Source organism: Halomonas sp. PAMB 3232, from assembly GCF_031954225.1.
In the GTDB taxonomy this organism is placed as follows: Bacteria; Pseudomonadota; Gammaproteobacteria; order Pseudomonadales; family Halomonadaceae; genus Vreelandella.
Window position 1 is genome coordinate 1,763,997 of the sequence record NZ_CP134865.1, and the last position, 22,252, is coordinate 1,786,248.

The 22,252-nt window shown below is 61.7% G+C and carries 19 protein-coding genes; 2 read left to right on the forward strand and 17 right to left on the reverse strand.

Going from position 1 to position 22,252, the window contains the following annotated elements; translation table 11 throughout:
- Window positions 1–27: 27 nt before the first annotated feature.
- The 10 genes from RN346_RS08040 to RN346_RS08085 form a co-directional block, all read right to left on the reverse strand.
- Complete coding sequence (locus RN346_RS08040; protein WP_263584147.1) at window positions 28–861, reverse strand: ATP-dependent zinc protease; 834 nt, start codon at window positions 859–861, stop codon at window positions 28–30.
- Window positions 862–1,121: 260 nt separating this feature from the next.
- On the reverse strand, window positions 1,122–1,517 hold the full coding sequence (locus tag RN346_RS08045) for an ectoine synthase (protein ID WP_263584146.1): 396 nt from the start codon (window positions 1,515–1,517) through the stop codon (window positions 1,122–1,124).
- A gap of 63 nt (window positions 1,518–1,580) precedes the next feature.
- Window positions 1,581–2,852 carry a diaminobutyrate--2-oxoglutarate transaminase gene (gene ectB / locus RN346_RS08050; RefSeq protein ID WP_263584145.1) on the reverse strand — a complete coding sequence of 424 codons (1,272 nt, stop codon included), beginning with the start codon at window positions 2,850–2,852 and terminating at the stop codon, window positions 1,581–1,583.
- A gap of 97 nt (window positions 2,853–2,949) precedes the next feature.
- Window positions 2,950–3,531 (reverse strand): diaminobutyrate acetyltransferase, encoded by a 582-nt coding sequence (ectA, locus tag RN346_RS08055; RefSeq protein WP_263584144.1) that lies wholly within the window; start codon window positions 3,529–3,531, stop codon window positions 2,950–2,952.
- Between the two features lie 248 nt (window positions 3,532–3,779).
- A complete protein-coding gene (gene gorA, locus RN346_RS08060) occupies window positions 3,780–5,162 on the reverse strand; it encodes a glutathione-disulfide reductase (protein ID WP_311962645.1) in 1,383 nt (460 codons plus the stop codon).
- A gap of 190 nt (window positions 5,163–5,352) precedes the next feature.
- Window positions 5,353–5,973, reverse strand: coding sequence for a peptide-methionine (S)-S-oxide reductase MsrA (msrA, locus tag RN346_RS08065; protein WP_311960774.1), 621 nt, complete (start codon window positions 5,971–5,973; stop codon window positions 5,353–5,355).
- 9 nt (window positions 5,974–5,982) lie between these two features.
- Complete coding sequence (locus tag RN346_RS08070) at window positions 5,983–10,413, reverse strand: translocation/assembly module TamB domain-containing protein (RefSeq protein WP_311962646.1); 4,431 nt, start codon at window positions 10,411–10,413, stop codon at window positions 5,983–5,985.
- Between the two features lie 9 nt (window positions 10,414–10,422).
- On the reverse strand, window positions 10,423–12,273 hold the full coding sequence (locus RN346_RS08075; protein WP_409335792.1) for an autotransporter assembly complex protein TamA: 1,851 nt from the start codon (window positions 12,271–12,273) through the stop codon (window positions 10,423–10,425).
- An 85-nt stretch (window positions 12,274–12,358) separates the two neighbouring features.
- Entirely contained in the window at window positions 12,359–13,180 is an 822-nt protein-coding gene (locus RN346_RS08080) for a hypothetical protein (protein WP_263584140.1), read from the reverse strand.
- A 9-nt stretch (window positions 13,181–13,189) separates the two neighbouring features.
- The gene (locus RN346_RS08085; RefSeq protein WP_311962647.1) at window positions 13,190–14,479 is read right to left on the reverse strand and encodes a nucleotide sugar dehydrogenase; all 1,290 of its coding nucleotides are present in this window, start codon (window positions 14,477–14,479) and stop codon (window positions 13,190–13,192) included.
- A 206-nt stretch (window positions 14,480–14,685) separates the two neighbouring features.
- On the opposite strand from RN346_RS08085, the gene ubiG reads away from it, so the two are divergent.
- Both ubiG and RN346_RS08095 read left to right on the forward strand, forming a co-directional pair.
- Window positions 14,686–15,429, forward strand: coding sequence for a bifunctional 2-polyprenyl-6-hydroxyphenol methylase/3-demethylubiquinol 3-O-methyltransferase UbiG (gene ubiG, locus RN346_RS08090; RefSeq protein WP_263584138.1), 744 nt, complete (start codon window positions 14,686–14,688; stop codon window positions 15,427–15,429).
- Window positions 15,430–16,134, forward strand: a complete 705-nt coding sequence (locus RN346_RS08095; protein WP_311962648.1) for an HAD-IA family hydrolase — start codon at window positions 15,430–15,432, stop codon at window positions 16,132–16,134.
- A 48-nt stretch (window positions 16,135–16,182) separates the two neighbouring features.
- Here the strand turns inward: RN346_RS08095 and RN346_RS08100 are convergent, their stop codons facing one another.
- From RN346_RS08100 to tolQ, 7 genes are all read right to left on the reverse strand, one after another.
- A complete protein-coding gene (locus RN346_RS08100; protein ID WP_263584136.1) occupies window positions 16,183–16,944 on the reverse strand; it encodes a YciK family oxidoreductase in 762 nt (253 codons plus the stop codon).
- 18 nt (window positions 16,945–16,962) lie between these two features.
- Window positions 16,963–17,775, reverse strand: a complete 813-nt coding sequence (gene ybgF / locus RN346_RS08105; RefSeq protein WP_263584135.1) for a tol-pal system protein YbgF — start codon at window positions 17,773–17,775, stop codon at window positions 16,963–16,965.
- 84 nt (window positions 17,776–17,859) lie between these two features.
- Window positions 17,860–18,414: a peptidoglycan-associated lipoprotein Pal gene (gene pal / locus RN346_RS08110; protein ID WP_311962649.1), complete on the reverse strand. Its 555-nt coding sequence runs from the start codon at window positions 18,412–18,414 to the stop codon at window positions 17,860–17,862.
- A gap of 77 nt (window positions 18,415–18,491) precedes the next feature.
- Window positions 18,492–19,778: a Tol-Pal system beta propeller repeat protein TolB gene (gene tolB / locus RN346_RS08115; protein ID WP_263584133.1), complete on the reverse strand. Its 1,287-nt coding sequence runs from the start codon at window positions 19,776–19,778 to the stop codon at window positions 18,492–18,494.
- On the reverse strand, window positions 19,778–21,013 hold the full coding sequence (gene tolA, locus RN346_RS08120) for a cell envelope integrity protein TolA (protein ID WP_311962650.1): 1,236 nt from the start codon (window positions 21,011–21,013) through the stop codon (window positions 19,778–19,780). Before tolA ends, tolB begins: the two co-directional genes overlap by 1 nt.
- A 7-nt stretch (window positions 21,014–21,020) precedes the next feature.
- Window positions 21,021–21,464, reverse strand: a complete 444-nt coding sequence (gene tolR, locus RN346_RS08125) for a protein TolR (protein ID WP_263584131.1) — start codon at window positions 21,462–21,464, stop codon at window positions 21,021–21,023.
- Window positions 21,465–21,475: 11 nt separating this feature from the next.
- Window positions 21,476–22,156, reverse strand: coding sequence for a protein TolQ (gene tolQ, locus RN346_RS08130; protein ID WP_311962652.1), 681 nt, complete (start codon window positions 22,154–22,156; stop codon window positions 21,476–21,478).
- Between the last annotated feature and the right edge of the window lie 96 nt (window positions 22,157–22,252).

Here is a 22,252-nt window from a genome sequence, read left to right on the forward strand (position 1 = left end):
GAGCGGTGGCTCGAGGAGGTAGAGCGGCTACTCTTCTGTATCGTCCTGATCTTCAGAGACTTCATCGTCAGCGGCCTGGTCGGCAGGTTCGCCGCCGGGGAATTCGGGCCGATCGTGAACGTAGGTTTGGGCGACGTCGATGGTGGCAATATCCATCATGAAGCGCCGTCCCAGCAGCACCGGGAAATCCAGGTGGGTACGGTCGTTGAGCGTGAATTCGACGTTTTCGCGAATGGGCCCTAACGTCATCAACAGCGAAATGACCGGGCGCGACTCTTCGCCGGAGGCCTGCACGATGCGCACGCGACGCTGGATCGGCGCTTCGATCCATTCGTCTTTAACGCGCTCGACCGCCACGTCTTCGTCGTTGAGCGCGAGCTTGAAGCGTACCCAGTCTTCGCCGTCACGCTCGAAGCGCGTGATATCGGACGCCGACAGCGACGATGTCGAGGCCCCGGAGTCGATACGCGCCTTGAGGTAGGTACCGATCGCTGGAAAGCCGACCCATTCGCTGCGCCCGAGCACCGTTTTGGCGTTGTGTACCGGCTGAGCTTCGCACTCTTCACGCACGATGAGGGGTTCGCCGCCGCGCGCCTCGATAGTCGCCACGTCCTTTTGCAAGACACGCAGTAGGTTGCCCACTTCATGCATGTTGGATCTGAGCGTTTCGTACTGGCTCGTTTGGCGCGACTCCAGCGCTTGGGTGTCACACTGTTCTAAAAGCGTGGACTCGAGCTTTGTGATGCGCGCGTTGAACGCGGCATCATCAAGCGGCGGGGGCTCTTGAGGCGCTGGCGGTTGAGCAGCGCAGGCTACCAGTAGCGGCATGCCTGCCATCAGCCAGGTCAGTTTCGTGCGCATAGATCGGAAGTCCCTTACCAAACAAGAGCTGGGATAATATGAAGAAGTGCGTCCGGTTGTCCAATGATGTTAAGGGTTTTACTCAATGACTGCCATATGATTTAACATAATATATATTATGCGAACTAGTAGATGCCGGTCTGATGTGTAGAGATCTGCTTGCCCATGCAAGGTTAAAACGTCACAGGAACCCGGCCATAAAAAAGACAGCCCGCTTGGGCTGTCTTCGAGATACTGCATCATGGTGTCACGAGCGACGCTTACTCTTCAGGCGGCGCGTAGGAGCCGTCTTCGCGGTGTACTTCCTTGCCGGTCAGCGCCGGCGTGAAGACACACGCCACGGTCATGCCCTGTTCCTTGCCACGCAGCAGGTGCTCGTCGTGCTGGTCGAGCATATAGATGTCGCCGGCCTTGATCGGCCAGATTTTACCATCGGCGATGGTTTCCACTTCACCTTCGCCTTCGTAGCAGAACACGGCTTCGTAGTGGTTCTTGTAGTGAATGTGGGTTTCGGTGCCCGGAAAGATCCGGGTGATGTGAAACGAGAAACCGGCCTTGTCGCTGGCCAGCACCAGACGCGTGCTGTCCCAGTTACCGTTCTCAGCGGTTACCAGGCGGTCGGTCTTGCGGGCTTCTTCCAGGTTGCGAACGATCATCGGTGTGCTCCTTGAAAGGCGGCCGTCGATGGCCGCCGAAACGATGGCTTGGCGTTGGATCCGTTATTGGCCGCTGATCACGGCGTCGACACATTTTTCCAGAATATCGAGGCCTTCGATCAGGTCTTCATCGCTGATGGTCAGCGGGCACAGGCACTTGACGACTTCGCCGGCCTGACCGCTGGTTTCGATGATCAAACCGTGCTCGAACGCCTTACCGGTGATCGCATCGGCGATATCGCCATCGACCACGTCAATACCGCGCATCAGGCCACGGCCACGCTCGGTGGCGGGCATGCCGTTATCCGACAGGCGCTTGGCCAGCGTCTTGAAGCGCTCCTCGACGATATGGCCCTTGCGTTGAACATCGCGCTCGAAGGTATCGTTGGACCAGTATTTTTTCAGTGCAGCGGTCGCGGTGATCATGGCCAGGTTGAAGCCGCGGAACGTGCCGTTGTATTGGCCCGGTTTCCACTGGTCGAGCTCCGGGCGCATCAACACATGAGCAAACGGCAGGCCGAAACCGGACAGCGACTTGGAGTTGGTGACCATATCCGGTTTGATGCCGGCGTGCTCGAAGCTAAAGAACTTGCCAGTACGCCCGCAGCCCGCCTGAATATCATCGACGATCAATAGCAGATCGTGGTCGTGACAGATACCTTCCAGACGCTTCAACCATTCGAGGCTCGCCACGTTGATACCGCCCTCGCCTTGCACGGTTTCGACGATGACCGCCGCAGGAATATCGAGCCCGCCGGACTTGTCCGCCAACAGCTTCTCAAAGTAGTCAAGGGTATCGGTGTGCTCGCCCATGTAGCCGTCATAAGGCAAGAAGCTTGCGCCCTGGGTCGGAATGCCGCCGGTGGCCTCGCGGAACTTGCGGTTACCGGTAGTCGCCAGCGCCCCCATGGTGACACCGTGAAAGCCGTTGGTGAAGGTGACGATGTTGTGGCGCCCTTTGGCCACCCGCGCCAGGCGAATGGCGGCTTCGACGGCGTTGGTACCGGTCGGCCCCGGCAGGTGCACCTTGTAGTCGAGCCCACGCGGCTTGAAGATCAGCTCGTTGAGCGTATCGAAGTAGTCACGCTTGGCCGCCGTCCACATGTCCAGCCCGTGTACTACGCCGTCCGAGGCGAGGTAATCGATCATCGCTTCTTTCAGGTGCGCATTATTGTGGCCGTAGTTCAACGTGCCAGCGCCGGCGAGGAAATCGATGTATTCGCGGCCGTTTTCATCGGTCAAACGGGCGTTTTTAGCCTTGGTGAATACTACGGGAAACGAACGCGAATAGGTGCGTACGTTGGATTCCATCCGTTCAAACGTTTGGGTCTGCATCATGACCTCCCTTTCAAAAAATTTCCTGTCTCAAGCGCTTAAAAAACCTTGAGACGGTTCGATGAATTTTCAAGGTGTCGCGCGGCGCTCGACCTGGCTAGACGATGTGATCGGTTTGAAAAGGTCCGATGCGCACGAGGTTTTCCGGGTCGTGCTCACCGCCGAGCTGTTCGGTGGAGAAATATTCGCGGCTGTTGAGCGGTGCCTGCCAGCGCGCCGCCAAGCGGCGAAAAAGCCCCCAGGACGCGAGATTGTCCGGTGTGATAGTGGTTTCCATGTGGTGTACGGCGCTGAGCTCGTCACGCGACATGATGGCCTCGATCAGCCTGCGCGCTAACCCGGTACCGCGCGCTTTCTCTCCTACCGCGACCTGCCACAGAAAAAACGTGTCCGGTGCGTTGTCCTTTACATAGCCGGAAACGAAGCCGACGATCTCGCCCTCTTCATTGGTCGCCACGGCGCAAGTATCGCGAAACTGGGTGGCGAGCAGCAGATAGGCGTAGGCAGAGTTGACGTCCAGCGGGGGGCACGCCTTGACCAGCTCGAAGATACCCCAGCCGTCGTCGGCATTGGGCTTGCGGATATAGAGCGGCGTCTGTTCATTACCGACCACGGCGTCAGCGACGGTCGGCCGCGCCAGGTCGAACGATGGGGTAAAAGGCGTTGTAGGCATGCTCATGGTGATACTTCGCCGTTGCGAATTCCAGCAGGATCATAACAGCTGATGACGTATAACTCAAAGCTCATATTATCCTTGGCTCCCTTTTCAATAATTTTTAATTATATGTGACGGGCAATGCTGTACGGTATATCGATCCTCTCTGTGACCGTTAAAAGCTTAGTCCAACTTCGATGAAGTGGTAAAAAAAAGCGGGCTTTCGCCCGCTTGTCATGAATCGCCCCGGTTACACTACGTCAGCATGCGGGTCAGGTACGCGAGGGTTCGCGCATGGTGACGAGTTCCTCGGAGCCGGTCGGGTGAACGCCCAGAGTGCGGTCGAAATCGGCCTTGGTGAGCCCGGCGCGTACGGCAATGCCGACGTTTTGAATCAGCTCGCCCGCCTCTTCACCCACGATATGCGCGCCGACCACAACGTCGCTTTCATCATCCACCACCAGCTTCATCAGCATTCGCTCGTCGCTTCCGGAAAGCGTGTGCTTCATGGGTTTGAAGTCGGTACGGTAAACACGAATGTTGGCGAAGCGCTCCCGGGCAGCCTCTTCGGTCAGGCCAACGGTGCCGATGTTGGGCTGGCAAAATACCGCGGTGGGAACGCGCTCGTAGTCCAGCGGCTCCGGTGTAGTCTCGCCAAAGTGATGCTCGACGATCTGCATCGCCTCGGCGATCGCCGCCGGCGTAAGCTCCGGACTATCGATCAGATCACCCAGGGCCAGAATCGAGGGCACGCTGGTCTCGAAGCGCTCGTTGACCGGAATCTTGCCGCTGTCGTCGAGCTCGATGCCCAGCGCCTCGATCCCCAGCCCGCTGACGTTGGCACGCCGCCCGGTGGCCACCAGCACGGTATCGACGGTGAGCGTATCGCCATTGGTGAGCCCCACGTTCAGGCCATCGTCGCCGCGCTCGATGCGCTCGATGTTGGTGTCAAAGTGCAGATTGACGCCCTTTTTCTTCATTTCGTCGCGGGTAAAGGCGCGTACCTCGTCATCGAAGCCGCGCAGGAAAAGCTCGCGGCGATAAATCAGATGCGTTTCGCTGCCCAGGCCGTTGAAGATACTGGCGAACTCGACGGCGATATAGCCCCCGCCCAGTACCAGAAAGCGCTGGGGAAAGGTGTCGAGATCGAATACCTCATTGGAGGTGACGGCCAGGTCGCTGCCCGGAAAGTCGGGTACCCAGGGCCAGCCGCCGGTGGCGAGCAGAATTTTGGCCGCGCTCACCTCACTTTCGCCCTTGGCAGAGCTCATTGACACGGTATGGGCATCCTTGAGCGTCGCCCGGGCGTTATAGAGCGTGACGCCGGCGTTTTCCAGCAGGCGCTGATAGATGCCGTTTAGCCGCTTGATCTCGCCGGACTTGTTGTCTCTGAGCGTCGGCCAGTCGAAGGTCGGCGTATCCGGCAGATGCCAGCCGTAGCCCGCGGCGTCATCGAAGCTGTCGCGAAAGTGAGAGGCGTAGGCGTAGAGCTTTTTCGGCACACAGCCCACGTTGACACAGGTGCCGCCCAGGTAGCGGTCTTCGGCAATGGCCACCCGTGCGCCTCGAGCCGCTGCGGTACGCGCGGCGCGCACGCCGCCGGAACCGGCTCCAATGACCAGGAGATCGTAATCAAAATCAGCCTGAATCGACATAAATACTCCTTGCAGTTCGACGTCGTTCAATCGAAGAGCCGTTTCATTGAACAGCTGTCGTAGTGAACCGTCGTCTTCTTTAACGTAAGCCGCTCGCTCGAGAGGCTCGAGCGAGCGGAAAAGGCCAACAGGTTGGAAAACGCAGACGACCGGCTAGACCGCCGATGGGGTCTGCGTGAATCAATAAAGCTTAGCCAATCGCACAGGTCACGCCAGTGCCCTTCAAACCGCAGTAGCCGCCGGGATTCTTGTCCAGGTACTGCTGATGGTAGCCCTCGGCATAGTAGAACCTGTCCAGCGGATAGATGTCGGTGGTGATGCGCCCCTTGCCCTGCTCATCGAGCGCCTTCTGATACGCATCACGGCTCTGCTCGGCCTGCTCGCGCTGGGCGTCGGTCGTGGTGAAAATCGCCGAGCGGTACTGGCTACCGATATCGTTGCCCTGCCGGTTGCCTTGGGTCGGGTCGTGCTCCTCCCAGAAGGTGCGCAAAAGCGTGGCCAGCGAGACCTGGTCGGGATCATAGACCACTCGCACCACCTCGGTATGGCCGGTGCGCCCGGTGCAGGTTTCGTCATAGGTCGGGTTGGGGGTTTCGCCACCGGCATAGCCTGCGGCGGTCACGTGTACCCCGGGAATTTGCCAGAAGAGACGCTCGACGCCCCAAAAGCAGCCCATGCCGAGGACGATCTCCTCGAAGCCGTCAGGGATCGGCCCCTTCAGGGCGTTGCCGTTGACGGTATGGGTCTCGCTTGTTTCGATCGGCGTATCACGGCCTGGCAGTGATCCCGATGTTCTGGAAAAAAGTGTCATGGCCACCTCTTATTGCCGTGGGAGTATCGGTGGAAGTATCGTCGGTGAGCCCGGACGCGAGAAGGTGTAGATCAAGTCGACCGCCTGACTCGTGCCGGTAACCACCTGGACGTAGAAATTACGCCAAAGCGTATAGCGTAAGGTTAGTTCAGCGATGGGCGAAAAGATTCCCACACCGTAGCTAATTCGCAAATCGTCGGTAAGCTGACCGCTGAGTGCGACCTGGCTTTCGTCACCGGCGCCGGTGGTATCCAGAGTCAAGTCGTTGATGCCGAAAGCCTCCCCAATCGAGCCGACCGCCCCGCCGGTGCGCCCGAGCGACATACCGATCAGCGCCGTGGTCAAGGCGCTGTCGACACCGCCGGAGGAATCCGGGGCGCGCCCGCGAAGTACATAAGAAAGCGCGCTGTTCTCCGGCATCGCCGGCTCCGAGAAGATCGCTACGTTCGGTTCTTCGGCGGTGCCGGTGACTCTGAGCCCCGCGATCACGTCGTCCTGAGTCACTTCCGGGTTTCGGATCGCCTCGAAATTGAGCACGGGAAGCCCGGGCGGGCCGCTGAACAGCAGCTGACCGCGACGAATGAGCAGATCCTGACCGAAGGCCTGGAAGCGCCCGTCTACCAGGTTTACCTCGCCAAAGAGTTGCAGCACCCCGCTGTCCTGGCGCACCTCCAGACTGCCCGCCAGGTTCGATTCCAGCCCATAGGCGGAGAGCTCCATGTCGTCGCCCAGGTTCAGCGTGATCAGCATGTCGATCTCCATACCGCCGGCGGCGAGTTCATCCGCCGCGCTCGGGCCTTCGCCGTTGGCGGTGCGCAGCCGTGCGATGCGCTCGGCCTCGCGGTCGTCGCGCTCGGTGATGATGATCTCGTCGCCGCTTGGGGTAATCGCCGAGGCCGGCAGGCTGCCGATTTCCAGCCGCGCCCAGGGAATATCGACGTTGCCGCGAATCTGGAGTCGCTCCGGGTTGACGCGGATACGAATGTTTGGCGCCGCTTCGAGGCGCCCGAACTGGGGCAGCACGACCAAAAGCGGCTCCTGAACCGCGTTCAGGTCGACGCCTGCCCGCCACTGCTCGTTCTCCGGCCAGTAGGCGTCACCGGAGATGTTGAGCCGGCCGCGCTCGGCGGCGATGAAGCCGTCGATGCTGCCCTGGCCGCCGTCGAAGCGCAGCGCAAGCTCGCCGTCCTGAACGTCGATCGGAATGTCCGGGCCGCGGGCACGCACGCCGCGAAGGGCCAGCGTGCCCTGCAAATCCGGCTGGGCGGTCGTGCCGCCAATCGAAACGGTGCCGTTGAGCGCGCCCTGCAGCTCATCGAGCTGTGCGACCAGCGGCAGGTACGGTTCGAGCACGATATTGCTGGCGCGCAGCTCGCCGTTGAGCCCGCCCCGGCCGATCGGGTCGCTCACGCTCAGATCCAGCGCCAAACGCCCCGCCTCGGACAGCGACAGCACCACGCTGGCGTTGGCGTTGGCCTGGTTGGCGTCGATCTGAGCGTCCAGATTGATCACCGGCAGGCGCACCGGCTGGCCGTAGCCGTCGACCGCGGTGATCGCCAGTTCGCTCAAAAGCTCGACGTCGGCCTGCCAACGCGCACCGCCCTGGCTCCAGGAGAGCGCCAGGTCCGCGGTGGTGTCGCCGTCCAGACGCCACTCTTCGGGCAAAAACGGCTCGAGCGCTTCCATCGGCACTTCGCGCACGGTCAGAAGCGCCCGGCCCTGTTCGGCCGAAGCGTTGACCGTTTCTGTCGAGCAAACGAGCCCGCCTTCGAGCCGGCGCAGGCAGAACGGCGACAGCCGCGCCTGGCCATTGGCCAGGTTGTAGCGCAAATCCAGCGGGCTCTCCAGACGAATATCGCCAGCGTCAGAGTCGATCTCAAGCGGCGTAACGTTGGCCTGATAGAGCTGGTTGGCCTGATCGAAACGTCCGCGCAGGGCAAGCTCGGCGCGCTGCAAGGCGCTGGTATCATCGCCCTGCACATCAAGCGACAGCGTGTGCTGGGAAAGCAGGCCCTCGAGGGTCAGCTCCAGGCGTTGCAGCGTCTGGCCACCAGCCACGACCCGGTCGAGCAGCAGGTCGATGTCCAGGCGCGGGTCATCGATGCCGCTGATATCGGCGTCAAGCGAAAGCCGCTCGACGGCGTTGTCGGCAAAGCGCAGGTCGCTGCCTTCGAGGGCGGCGTTGATTTGCGGCTGCTCGATGCTGCCGCGCGCCTGAACATTGCCGGCCAGACGCCCGGCAAGCTGCGGGTGAATGGTTTGCAGCTGATTGAGCGCGATGTCGGCATCGATCGACAGCGCCTGCTGGCTCGCCCGGCCCTGGGCGGTCAGGCGGTTGTTGCCTTGGGTGAAGACCAGGCTCTCGATGTCGGCCTCGAGATCCGAGTTGGCGCGCAGAGACGCCGCCAGCGTGAGCGGGTAATCGCGAAGCTCGCCCTCGATATCGAGCGTAGGGAGATCGATCAGCCAGCGCTCGCCCTGCTGAAGCACGCCCAGTTCGATATCGCCGTTGAGCGAGCCGTCGAGGTCGGCAACGAAGTGGGACGGATCAAACTCGTCGAGGCGAATCGTCGTGTCCAGCGTAATGGCGTTGGCCCAGTTCACGCGCCCCTGGCTTGCCAGGCGGCTCTCGTCGATTTGAAGCGCAAGCGTCGACCAGCCGAAGCTGCCCGTATCGCCGCTACCCTCCAGGTTCAGCGATAGAAGCGGCACGTCCGGGCCTTCGGCCTCGACGTCGAGGGCCAGGGTGTAGGCATTGATATCGCCGCTGGCGCGCAGATCCAGATTCTGCACCACCCAGGGGGGGACGTCGGCGCTCTCGGAAGTGATCAGCGGCCACTGCAGCCGATCACTTTGAAGCCGCGCAGTAAAGGGATAGTTCGGGTCCTCGATATCGGCGCGCGCCTCGAGTCGGGTGTTCTCCACGCCGTCGGCATCCAGCGTTACCGTGAATTCTTCGAGGCTACCGTTGGCGCGTAGATCCAGGTTCTGCACCACGAAGGGCTCGGCGGCGGTGTCGGCGTCTTCCGGCACGTTGAGCGGCCACTGGAAGCGCTCGCTTTGCAAACGCACATCGAAGGGGTAGCTCGGATCATCGAGATCCACCTGCCCATCCAGGCGCGTGTCATCGATGCCCTCGGCATCGACGGTCACCGCGAAGGCTTCCAGATTGCCGCTGGCGCGAAGGTCGAGATCCTCGACTCGGATGGGCTCGGCGTCACTGCCCTCCACCGGTGTGAGCGGCCACTGCAGCTCGTCGGTTTGCAGGCGCACGTCGAACGCGAACAGTGGGTCGAGTACGTCGACGCTGGCATCGAGCACGACGTTGACCAGCCCCTCGGTATCGAGCTCGCCTTCAAGTTCGGCAAGCGAGCCGGACAGTGCAAGCGACACCGTGTTGCCGGAAAGCTCGGGAAAGCGCTCCGGCAGGTAGAGCGTGGTGGCCAGGTTCAGATCGAGCGGATACTCCTCGGCCAGGCGGATCGTGCCGTCGAGATTCACCTCGGCGTCCGGAGTAAGCACGTAGAAGGTATCGATCGCGATGTCGTGCTCGACCGCCGAGCCCACCAGGGTGAGCCGCTCGACGCTGTAATCGACCGCGCCTTCCAGGGCGAAGTCGTTGATGGCGAGCTCTTCGACGATGACGTCGATCGGCAGCATGATGTCGGGAAGCTGGGTACGGCCCTGTTCCGTGACCAGCACCCCGCTGTCCTCCTGCTCGGCGGGCTCGGGCGCCGGCGGCGTATGCACGGCAATGGCGCCGTCGATTCCGGTGGCGTCCAGCGGCGTCTCGAGCCCCTGAGTCAAACGCACGCCCGGCGACGGCGGAAGGTAAACTCGGGGCTGGTCAAGCTCCGTGGGGGCCAGGCGTACGCTCTGGCCCTCGGCGATCGCGGCGCTGGTCAGCGAATCGACGGTGATGCGCGTGCCGTCACCGAGCGTGACCGCGGTATCGTTCAACACCAGTTCACGAAGCTCGATGGGAAACGGCAGCGTGATGCGAAGCGGCGGCTGGTTGTCCGGCGGCGGCTCCGGCTCGTTCTGGCTCGCGCCCAGGCGAATGTCGGCGCCTTCGGCGCGCAGCGTGTCGATACAGAGCCTACCGGAAAGCAGGCAGTCGTCGGCCCAGCGAAGTTCGAGATCGTCGATCGCCACCTGCACGCCGGCGACGTTCATGCGAAAGCCCTGTAGCGTGAACTCGTCGAGCAGACCGCCGGACTGCGCCTCAACACTGACGTAGCCGCGTTTCTCGGCCTGGGAGAAGAGCTGCGCCGTCCCCCAGGGCGACAGTGCCGCGCCCAGTACCAGTGCGACCAGGCCAAACAGCCATAGCGGCACGAGGATCAACAGGCGAATCACACTCCAAACGGCCAATCGGGTACGCGCGCCGGAGGAGAGCCGCTTTTTCGTTCGCGGCTTTTTCTTTGCAACGTCTGCCAAAATGCGCTCCTAGAACTCGGGGCCGATAGAGAAGTGAATGCGAAAGTCGTTGTCTTCATCATCAAAAGGATGGGCGACGTCGAAGCGAATGGGGCCGACCGGCGATATCCAGCGCACGCCAAGTCCGGCGCCGGTTTTAAGATCGTCGGCGCTCCAATCGTCGAAGGCGTTGCCGTTGTCGACGAAGGCCGCGCCCCACCAGTCGCCGGTGACGCGGCGCTGATACTCGAGCGTCGAGGTCAACATCTGCTGGCCGCCACGCAAAAGCCCATCGTCGTCGCGAGGCGACAGGCTCTCGAAGGAGTAGCCGCGCACGCTTTGATCGCCGCCGGTGAAAAAGCGCAGCGACGGCGGAATCTTGTCGAAATCGTCGGTTTCGATGGCGCCGACGCCCAAGCGCGCCAAAAAGCGGTTGCTGTCGCCCAGGGTGCGAATCCACTCGGTATCGCCGGTCACGCGCAAAAACGTGGCGTCCGAGCCCCATAACGTATCGGAATACTCCAGCGACAGCTGCTGGCGGTCACCCCAGAGCGGAAAGCGCGTGGGCCGCGTGCGTGTGCGCGACCATTGAATGCCGGGATAGTAGAGCCACACTTCATCCGAAAGATTACCCTGGGTGAAATCCTCGTAGGTGGTGCGCACGTAAAGGGTTTGCACCCAGCGGTTGTCGAACTCCCAGCGCCGCGCGAACTCTACCGTGCCCTCGAGCGACTCGGTGTCGTTGTCTTCACGCTTACGAATACCGTACTGCAGTCGGTAGTTGTCGCGAATCGGGTCTTCGAGCGGAATGTTGTAAACCCCGGTGAAGCGCTGGTCCGGCCCCGAGATATAAAGGTCGTGGTTCAGGCTGTGACCGAGGCTATTGATCCAGGGCTGCTGCCAGCCAAAACGAAGCCTGGGGCCAACGTCGGTGGCGTAGCCGATACCGGTTTCGAACTGATGACGGTCGGCGGGCTCGACGGTGACATCGATCGGCAGACGGTAGTCGTTGGGCTGGCCCACGCTCAACGCACTTGCAAAGGCGGCGCTCGAGAGCCTTGGGCGCTTTGGCTGGGAGGCAGTGGCGGAGTCGTACCAGGCCGCCCCACCGCCGGTCGGCGTAATGACGAGCTCCTGAGCGGTTTGCAGGCGCGGGCGAACGGTCACCGAGCGAAACCAGCGGGTCTCGCCCAGGCGCTGGTTGTAAAGCGCGATCGACTCGGCAAGATAAGGGTCGCCGGGCTCAAAATCCTGCATCTGTTTGAGCCGCTCCGGCTGGATATGGCTTCCCACGATGCGCGTTTGGCCAAACCGGTAGCGCGGGCCGCTATCGAAATCCATGTAGAGGCGCGCGCTTTCCTGATAAGGGCGCACTTCCATGCGCCGGTCAGTAAAGCCCCAGTCGAAGTAGCCGCGCTCGATGGCAAGCCCGGAGAACTCGGAGCCGAGCTGATCCCAGGGCTCGTGTTCGAGCACATCGCCCTCTTTGAGCGGGAAGTCGTTCAGCGCCTCTTGAAACGGCGGGTCGTCCTGAGCATCGCCTTCGATGTTGATCGAAAGCGTTTCGATGCGCACCTGGGGGCCGGGCTCGATACTGACTCGAACGGGTTCGGCGAGGGTCACCTCGACCTCTGGCTCGTAGTAGCCGAATACGCGCATCGCTTCCTGAGTGCGTTGGCGAATTTCGCCTTCCAGGCGCAGGTCGGTGTAGCGCTCTTCGTCGATATTTTGCAGGTAGGCGTCGATGTTCTCTTCGACCGGGCCCGACACGCCGCTGACGGTGGCTTCCAGCGCCCAAAGCGGCGGGCTTATCATCAATAAAGGGGCTGCCAGGTAGAACGCTACGGGCATCGCCGTAAATCGCTGACGGTATCGTTGCATGGTGTCCTTCTTTTACCTGATCAGACGGGCGACAGGCGAAGGCCGGGCGATACCCTTCGCCCCGGCGTTTTCACCCTTTTTTGAATTATCGCAGCATTTCCATTTGAGCACTAAACGCTAATTGCGCCTGACGCACCTGACGAACATCGCTCTCAAGTGCCCTGATACGCTCATTGAGCGAGGCGGTAGCGCGCTCGAGCGCCTGCTGGTCGATACCCGTTTCAGCGTTTTGGGACGCCTCGGCGAGTTCATCCAAACGTTCATCGAGATCATTGCGAAGCTCGATCAGTTGGTTGTCGAGGGTCACGCGCTCGCGGCCTAGCCGCTCTTCCAACGCGGCGACCCGCTCGGCGGTGTTCTGGTCTAAAGAGGCCACCTCTTCGAGCAGGTTTTGGCGCCCGGCGGTGCCCGCCTGCTCGAGCGCGCTCACCGAACTGCGTACGGCTTTGAGCTGGCGCTCGTTGAGCTCGGCCGCCTCGCGCTGCGCCGTTAGCGTTTCGCGAAGCTCGTCGATCGCCTCGAGCGACACCGTGTCCTCGCCATCGGTCAAAAGCCCGTAAAGCTCTTCACGGGTATTGGTCAGGCGCACGGCGAGTTGTTCCTGTTCCTGAAAAAGCGTGGTCATCTGGGCCTGCATGTAGCTGACCGAGTCGACCACGTCGGTGTCGCTGGAGTCCAGCCGTGCGTGCAGATTGGAGACTTCACCACTTACCCGGCGAACCTCGTCCAGAAGGCGCTCGCGCTCGTACCAAAGGCCCGCGGCCAGCGCCGCCAGCAGCGCGATGACAAGCAGTAGTACGAGCCACAGCGGCCAAAGGCGCGGACCTCGACGATGGCGCAGATGCTGGGCGCCCAGGCTCTGGTCCACGTCGGGCACGATACGCTGGGACGGGGTGGCGTCAGACATTAAAGTTCCTCAATGAGTCGTTGGGTCGGCGCGTCGGCCGATGCCTCGGTAGCGCAGCCCGCAGCTGGCAACGAAGGCCGGATCGAAAATATTGCGTCCATCCAATATCAATTTAGCATTTAAAAGCTCGGTCAGACGGTGCCAGTCCGGGTTCCAGTAGTTTTTCCACTCGGTGACCAGCATCAGCGCATCCGCCCCTTCGCAGGCCTGGTAAGGATCGTCGGTATAAAGCGTCAGATCCTCGCGCTCACCGAGCAGCGCGGCAAGCGCCGGGGTGGCGGCGGGGTCGTGAAGCTGCACCTTCACGCCTTGAGCCCAGAGAGCTTCCAGCAGTGTGAGCACCGGCGCATGGTCGATGCGTGCGGTGCCGGGTTTGAACGCCGCCCCCCAGATCGCCACGGTCTTACCGGCCAGGTCGCCGTCGAAAAACGTCCAGAGCTTTCTAAAGAGCGTCTCTTTTTTCTGCTCGTTGATATCCATGACCTGCTCGAGCAGCGCGGAGTAACGCCCGCTTTGCGACTGCACGTCGGCCAGGCGCATCAAATCCCGTGAGAAGTTGGGCCCGCCGAAGCCACACCCCGGGTAGAGATACTCAAAGCCAATACGCGTGTCAGCCCCCATCCCCTGGCGCACGTGCTCGACGTCCACGCCCAGGGTGTCAGCGAGCCCGGCGATTTCGTTCATGTAGCTGATACGGGTTGCCAGCATGCCGTTGATGGCGAGCTTGGTCAGTTCCGCGGCGCGCCTTGGCATCAGTTGAAACACATCGCGGCGGCGATTGAAAGCGCGCAACAGCTCGCGAGCGATTTGTTCGCCCTGGGCATCGTCACAGCCTAAAAGCCAGCGGGTCGGGCGCGTGAACGACTCCCAAGCCCGCCCCTCCTCGAGGGTATCCGGCAACGCAACGCTACTGTGCTGTTCACCCATCAGAGCATTGAGGCGCTCGGTATCGCCAACGGGGAACGTGGAGTTATTGATGAGTACCGCGCGATGCTCGCGAAGGAGCGGTGCGCTCACAAGTGTCTCCGCTGACCGGCGCTGTTCCGGCGAAAGAGCCAGCCACACCACGTCCATCGGCGCTGCCTCGTCGAGGGAGGTCACGATGCGAAGCGTCTGCTGTTCGAAGGCCTGACCGATATGGGCCATGAGTTCGGGCTCACGGCGCAGCCAGTCGAGGGTGGAAATCACCTCCCAGGGGGCGTCCTCGTGCAAAAGCCAGTCGATGCGATGACCCACGAAGGCCAGCGCCGACGCCGCCGTGGCGGCACTGAGTTCGCTGCCGTAAAGAAGTACGCGCATCAACCATGCTCCTTGCGCAATTGCCGGATAAACAGGGCCTTTTGGGTCATGTCGACGTCCTTTTCATGCGCTTCGCGCCTGGAGTGGTTAGAATGCAATAATACAAAACCGGGGGGTGGATGCCACCTTGTAGCTTAATGTAACCAATTTTTTTGGTAAACGGGCGCCGGTAACGTCTCGCGTTGACAGGATAAGGGAGTAAACCCATGCAAGCGACCCCAGAGGATAGCACCGCCAATCGCTATCAAGGTAACGTCGATCAGGCGGAAGTGGCGAAATTTGAAGCACTTGCCAGCCAGTGGTGGGATGAGACAGGAGAGTTCAAGCCGCTTCATGAGATCAATCCGCTACGCCTTGATTTCATCGACGCCCGCGCCGGGCTTGCGGGCAAGAAAGTGCTCGACGTGGGCTGTGGCGGCGGAATTTTGAGTGAGTCGATGGCGCGCCGCGGCGCCGAGGTGATTGGCATCGACCTTGGCGAGGCCCCGCTGGGCGTGGCACGGGTGCACGCCGAGCATCAAAACGTCGAGCTTACGTATCGCAACGTCAGCGTCGAAACCCTGGCCGACGAGTCGCCGGGAGCGTTCGACGTCGTCACCTGCATGGAGATGCTCGAGCACGTGCCGGACCCGGCCTCGGTCATTCGCGCGTGCTGCACGCTGGTACGCCCCGGTGGCTATGTCTTCTTCTCGACGATCAACCGCACGCCGAAATCCTACGCCTTCGCCATCGTCGGCGCCGAGTACGTGCTGAACCTCTTGCCCCGCGGTACCCACGACTACGCCAAATTCATTCGGCCATCAGAAATGGCGAGCTGGGCACGCAAGGCGGGGCTCGAGGTGCGCGAGCAGACCGGGCTGACCTACAACCCTTTCACTCGGCGCTACAAGCTGGTGGCCAACGACGTCTCGGTCAACTACATGATGTACTGCCGCCGGGTGGGCCACTGAATGGCTCTCGCTTCCACCAATCACGTGACCAACTCGGCCAGCGCCGAGCTTCCCGCGCCCAGGGCCATTTTGTTCGATCTGGATGGCACGCTGGTCGATACCGCGCCGGATCTGGCCAATGCCACCAACGCACTGCGCCGCTTTCACGGCCAGCCGCCCCTGCCCTTCGAGCAGATTCGCCGGGAAGTCTCCAACGGCGGCAGCGCCCTGGTGACGCTGGCGATTGGCCTTACGTCGGACGCCGAGGGCCACGCAGAGGCGCGCCAGTATCTACTGGATGCCTACGAGCAGGCCGTCGCCACCCATAGCCAGGTGTTCAAACCGCTGGACACCTGGCTTGCCGGCTGGCACGGCGAACAAAAGCCCTGGGGGATCGTCACCAACAAGCCTCGCCGCTACACGCTGCCGCTGTTGGAGGCGCTGGCGCTTTCGCCCGGCGCACTTCTGTGCGCCGACGATCTGAGCGTGAAAAAGCCGGAACCCGAGCCGCTCTGGGAGGCGGCGCGGCGCCTCTCGATCGACCCGGCGCACTGTTGGTACATCGGTGATCATCGGCGAGACATCGAAGCGGCGAAGGCGGCGGGCATGACCGCCATTGCGGTGGGCTACGGCTATATCAGCGAGCAGGATGACTACCGCCGCTGGCCCGCCGATATCTGGTTTGACACCTGCGAGGCGCTGGTCGAGCGGCTGGCCACGTTTTAGCGCTCTAACGTTTTGACGCCTCGGCCGCCGCTCGTCCATGTTAGCCCATCAGGCTTTTGGCGGCTGGGCGTCAATTTTTTGTCCGGTCACGCCGCGGCTATCCGGGCCCATCAGCCACAGGTAGGTCGGCATGATTTGCTCCGGGGTGCGCAGCGTGGTCGGGTCCTCGTCCGGGTAGGCGCCGGACCGCATATCGGTGCGAGTCGCGCCCGGATTCAGCGTATTGATGCGAAGATGCTCGTGCGCCTTGAACTCGTCGGCCAGCACTTCCATGAAGCCTTCGGTCGCGAACTTCGACACGCTATAGGCACCCCACTGCGCCCGCCCTTTTCGGCCCACGCTGGATGAGGTGAAAATCAGCGAGGCATCGTCGGCGCTGTCCAGCAGCGGCAAAAGCGACTGGGTCATCCAGATCGGACCGTTGATATTGACCTGCATCACCTGCTCCCAGAGTTCCGGCTCATACTCCTCGAAGGGCGTGATGGTGCCCAGCAGTCCGGCGTTATGCAGCACGCCATCCAGACGGCCAAACTCACGGTCCAGCCGGCTTGCCATGTCGTCGTAGTCCTCGAGCAGCGCACCTTCGATATTGAGCGGAAAGATCGCCGGCTGCGGGTATCCCTGGGCTTCGATCTCGTCGTACACGCGCTCGAGCTTTTCGAGGGTGCGGCCCAGCAAAATGACGGTGGCGCCGTGGCGGGCATAGTCGAGCGCGGCGACGCGGCCGATACCATCACCGGCGCCGGTGACGAGAATAACGCGATCCTTGAGCAAGTCAGGTCGGGCCTGATAATCGATCTTGCAGGTCATGCATAACCTCGGGGTGAATTATCCGGCGGACTGGCGAAGAAAGTCGTTGGCCAAGCCGGCGGCGCTGCTTTGCGGGTAATCGTCTCGCACCTGCTCGAGCAGCTCGCGGCTGCGCTCGGTTTCACCCTGGCGTGCCTTGACCAATCCCAGCTTATAAAGCGCGTCCGGCACCTTGGAGCTTGAGTCGAAATCGTTGATGACGCGGCTAAACGCGTCATCCGAGGCGGAGAGCTCGTTTTCAGCAGCGTAAAGCTCACCAAGCCAGTAGTAGCCGTTGGCGGTCAGGCTGGTATCCGGATGAGCGGTGACGAAATCGTTGAAGGCATCGATCGCCTCGCTAAAGCGGCGTGCCTGGACGTGGGCGAAGGCGGCCTGATAGTCCGCCTGAGCGTCTTCGCTGACGTTGCTTGCCGAGGACGATGAAGACGATGCGGCCACCTCCTCGGCGGCCTCGGGTTCGACCTGGGGTGCGGTCGGTGCTGACGGCGTGGGCGCCGGGGCACTTTGCAGGTTCATCAAGCGGTCTTCGATATCGAGATACTGCTGCTGCGACTGGCGTTTGAGTTGCTCCATCTGATGGCGAAGCTCCTCGATTTGACCCCGCAGGCGTTGAATCTCCTGCTGATGCTCCTCGACCTGATTGAACAGTACCAGGTTACCGCCAGAGGCTTCCTGACGCTGAGTTTGCGAGTAGAACCCGCCGGAACCGGAGGACATGTCCTGAACCAGCGGCTGCTGAGCGAGCACCGCGAGAGGCAATACGGACAGCGGGAGCGCAATGGCTCCCGCACCGCACAGCCTCCCAAAAAAACGTTTGAGACTGTGATTCATGATGACTCCCAAAGACGCCCCAAGGCAGTACTGCCCCGGGGCGCTTGATAGCTTAACGTCTAACCGTCTGACCCATTAGCCGAATTAGTAGCTAAAGACCACGCGACGGTTTTGCGAGTAGGCGCTGTCGCCCTGACCGCTGGCCGCCGGACGCTCTTCGCCGTAGCTGACAACGCTCATTTGAGACGGGGAAACGCCTTGAATGTTCAAAAAGCGCTGAACGGCGCGGGCGCGACGCTCGCCAAGTGCCATGTTGTATTCACGCGTACCGCGCTCGTCGGTGTGACCCTGTAGCGTCACGCGGGCGTTGGGGTTGGCCTGCAGGTAGCGCGCATGGCCCATCACGACGGATTCGTACTCGCTTTTGATCGTGTCGCGGTCGTAATCGAAGTAGATGGTACGCACTTCAGGAATGCGTGAGTCGGCCTGCTGGCCAGCGCCGTAGCCGGAGCCCGAGGTGGAACCGTACTGGCCGCTACCGTTGGTGCCCATACCGGAACCGGTGCCGGTACCGGCGGTGCTGCCGCTTTGGCTACCGTATGCGTCACCGTCCTGGGTGCCGCCGGTGCTCGAACAGCCCGCAACGGCCAGAATGGAGAAGGCGACTGCTAGAGAGCGAGCCAATGGCTTAAGTTGCATGATCAGACTCCTTGCCTGAAAAACAGAATTCAATGTTGTTCAACGTTTCTGTGGTTCAACGTTTCTGTGGTTGAACTTCAGTTTAAAAAGGGAGACCACGCGGGGTCGCGTACTTCACCCTGTGCTGCCGGCAGTCTGAATGACGAGCGGCCATCCGCCGAAACGGCACTCAAAAAGCCACTTCCACCCTGTTGGGTAGCGAAGATTACCATGGTCCCGTTCGGTGCAACACTAGGAGATTCATCCCGCGTTGACTCACTCAAGACCACCAAACGACCGCCGTCGAGTTCCTGGCGTGCCACTTGATAACCGCGGTCCGACCGGTGGACCAAAAAGATCTGATCGCCTTCCGGTGAGTAGCGCCCGCGAGCGTTGTAGTTGCCGGTGTAGGTCACCCGATTGGCGTTTCCACCGTTGGCGGACATCTGATAGATCTGGGGGCCGCCGCTGCGATCCGAGGTGAAAAGAATGTTGGCGCCGTTGGGCGAAAAAGCCGGTTCGGTGTCGATGCTGTTGCTGTCGGTCAAGCGATTGAGCGAGCGGCTGCCGATATCGAGTACGTAGATATCCGGCTGGCCATCCTTGGAAAGCGACATCGCCAAGCGGCGGCCGTCCGGCGACCAGGCCGGCGCGCCGTTGATGCCCTCGAACGATGTTGCCTGTACGCGTTGACCGCTTGAAACATCCTGAATATAGATCGCCGGGCGCTCGGTTTCAAAGGAAACGTAGGCCAGCTTACGCCCATCCGGAGACCAGGCCGGCGACATGATCGGCTGATCCGACGTCAGCACCTGTTGGCTGCGGGCACCGTCGGCGTCTGCTACGTACAGGCCGAACTGCATGTTGTCGCCCAGCCCCTGAGCGGTAACGTAAGCGATTTTGGTCGAGAACGCGCCGCGGATGTCGGTGATCGCCTCGAACACCTGGTCACTGATGTAGTGGGCCGCACCGCGCAGGTCGTTGCCGCTGACGTTGACGGTTTCGCCGATCATGCGCGTCTGGCCGCTGATATCCATCAGATCGAACTGAATCTGATAGCCGCCGCCGGTTTGCTGGGCACGCCCGACCACCAGGTAGCGCGTATCGAGCGAGCGCCAGGTGCCGAACTGAACGTCGTTTGCCTGACTTGGGCGTTCGAACATGGCGCTGCGCGCGAGCGGCGCGAACATACCGCTACGCTCCAGATCGTCCTGAACGATTTGCGCCACGTCTTCCGGCAAGCCCTCGCCCCCTTCGAAGGGCACGACGCCAATGGGAAGCGCCTGATCACTGCCGCGCGTGATTTCGATCGTCAGGTTGGCGCTTGCGACGCTGCTGATCAGCAGCAGCACACAAAATAGCCAGGCTTTACTCAAGGTTTGCATCAACGTACCCCCGATGGAGTGAAGTTAAAGTTTATCGGTCGCGATCGTATATCGCGCTGCTGTTCCGGTGTCAGCTGTAACAGCTCACGAAACGGTGCGGCTTGTTCGACCGCCTGAACGGCGGATTGATCGAAAGCGCTGTTGCCGCTCGACGTTACTATATTAGTCAATAGAACTTCCCCCGAGGGACCCAGGCGCGCACTTATTACCGCGCGCAGGTTGTCGGCCCCGCCCGGAATAATCCAGGCCTGCTCCACGGCACGCTGCACCAGGTTACTGAAGTTGTTCGCCGCCTGCTGCGCTTGCTGGGCGTTGGCCGCGGCGGCCGCCGCCTCGCCTTCGAGCTGACGCTGCATGGCGGCTTCTGCCTCGCGCTGGCGCTGTGCTTCGGCTTCGCGTTCACGCTGCGCCTCGGCCTCGCGCTGACGCTGCTCCTCTACTTCTCGCTCACGCCGCGCTGCCTCCTCGCGTTCGCGCTCGGCCTGGGCTTCTGCTTCGCGACGAGCTTCTTCTTCGCGCTGACGCTCGGCTTCCGCTTCCGCTTCGGCCTGGCGCTGGCGTTCGGCCTCGGCCTCGGCCTCAGCTTCGGCTTCACGGCGGGCTTCCTCTTCACGCTGACGCTCGGCTTCCGCTTCTCGCTCCTGGCGGGCCTGCTCTTCACGCAGCCGTTGCTGTTCAGCCTCTGCCTCGGCGCGCGCCTGCTCTTCGGCGGCGCGCTCCTCGGCCAGCCGCTGGGCCTCCTCTTCGCGTGCCTGGGCCTGAGCTTCCTGCTCCTGGGCAAGCCGCTCGGCTTCTTCAGCGCGGCGTGCGGCTTCGGCTTCGGCCTCTTCAAGCGCCCGGGCGCGCTCCGCCGCGGCGGCTTCGGCTGCCGCCTCGGCCTCGGCCTGGGCGGTACTTTGATCGGGTTCAGGTTCAGGTTCTGGGTCAGGCTCGGGCTGCGGTTCGGGGTCCGGCGCGGGCTCGGGCTCGGGAGTCGGCTCCGGCGACTGTTGGGTTTCGCTACTGGCGCCGCTTTCAAGCGCAGCCTGTTGCTCGATCGCCTGCTGCGCCTGATCGGTGAAGGTTTCGGTACTCACAAACGTCGCCTGAACGATCGAGGTGGTATCCGGCTCCTCGGTGGACGATGGCCAGCTCACAAGGCTGAAAAGAAGAATCAGCGCGTGCACCGCCACGGCGAGCACTAGAGGCCAGGTGTAGCCGACGTCCTGTGGGTCACGAAAAGCGTCATGGGCCATAAAAGCGTTACCCTTGGCCGTCCTGCGGCGGCTCGGAAAGAAGCCCCACGTTGGCCACGCCCGCACGCTGAAGCGTACTCATGAGCACCACGATCTGACCGTAGGGCACGTTGCGATCGCCCCGAACCATGACCGGCGTATTGGGCACGCGCTGCAAAATGGCGACCACACGCTCGGAGACTTCGTCGATGGTGACGCTGCTGGTGTCTTCGCCCAACGTGATATAGAAGCTCCCCTCGTCATCGACGGAGATGATGATGGGATCATTGTCTTCCTGATTCTCGATGGGCTCGGAGCTGACCTGGGGCAGGTCGACCTGAACGCCCTGGGTCAGCATGGGGGTTGTGATCATGAAGATCACCAGCAGTACCAGCATGACGTCGATGAAGGGAACGACGTTGATCTCGCCCATCGGCTTTTTCTTGCCGCCGCGATTGAATGGCCCGTGCATGGTGAACTCCCTTAGCCGACGCTTTTGGTGCTATCGCGACCCTGAAGATTGCGATACAAAATGGCGTGAAACTCTTCGGCAAAGTCTTCGTACTTGCCCAGCAGCCGGCCGACATCGTTGGAGAGACGGTTATAGAAAATGACCGCCGGAATGGCCGCAAAAAGGCCCATGGCGGTCGCGATCAGCGCTTCGGCGATCCAGGGCGCGACGGTGGCAAGGGTGGCCTGTTGGGAAAACGACAGCGCTTGAAACGAGCCCATGATGCCCCAGACCGTACCAAAAAGACCGATGTACGGGCTTGCCGAGGCGACGGTGGCCAAAAACGTCAGATGCTGCGTCAGACGGTCCTCTTCGCGCGACCACGCCACCCGCATGCTGCGCTGAACGCCTTCCAGAACGGTGTCCGGGTTGCGCGTTTTGGGCATCAAACGGTTGAATTCGCGGAAACCGGATTGAAAGATGTGCTCAGCGCCGTGGCGCGGGTCGTCGGCGGGAATGTCGCGGTAAAGCTCGTTGAGATCCACCCCGGACCAGAACGACTCTTCGAACTCGCTGTACTCGCGCTTGGCGCGACGCAGAGCGATACTGCGCTGGAAAATCACCACCCATGAGAGGATCGACCCCACCACTAGCAGCAGCATGACCAGCTGTACGACGGTGCTGGCACTCATTATCAGGTGGGGGATGGACATGGTGTTATCGTTCACAGTGGCCCTCATTGGTCAGTCAGCGCAAACGCGCCTGGGTGGTCCGTCGGTTGAATACAAAGCCCCGCTCAAATGCCTTTA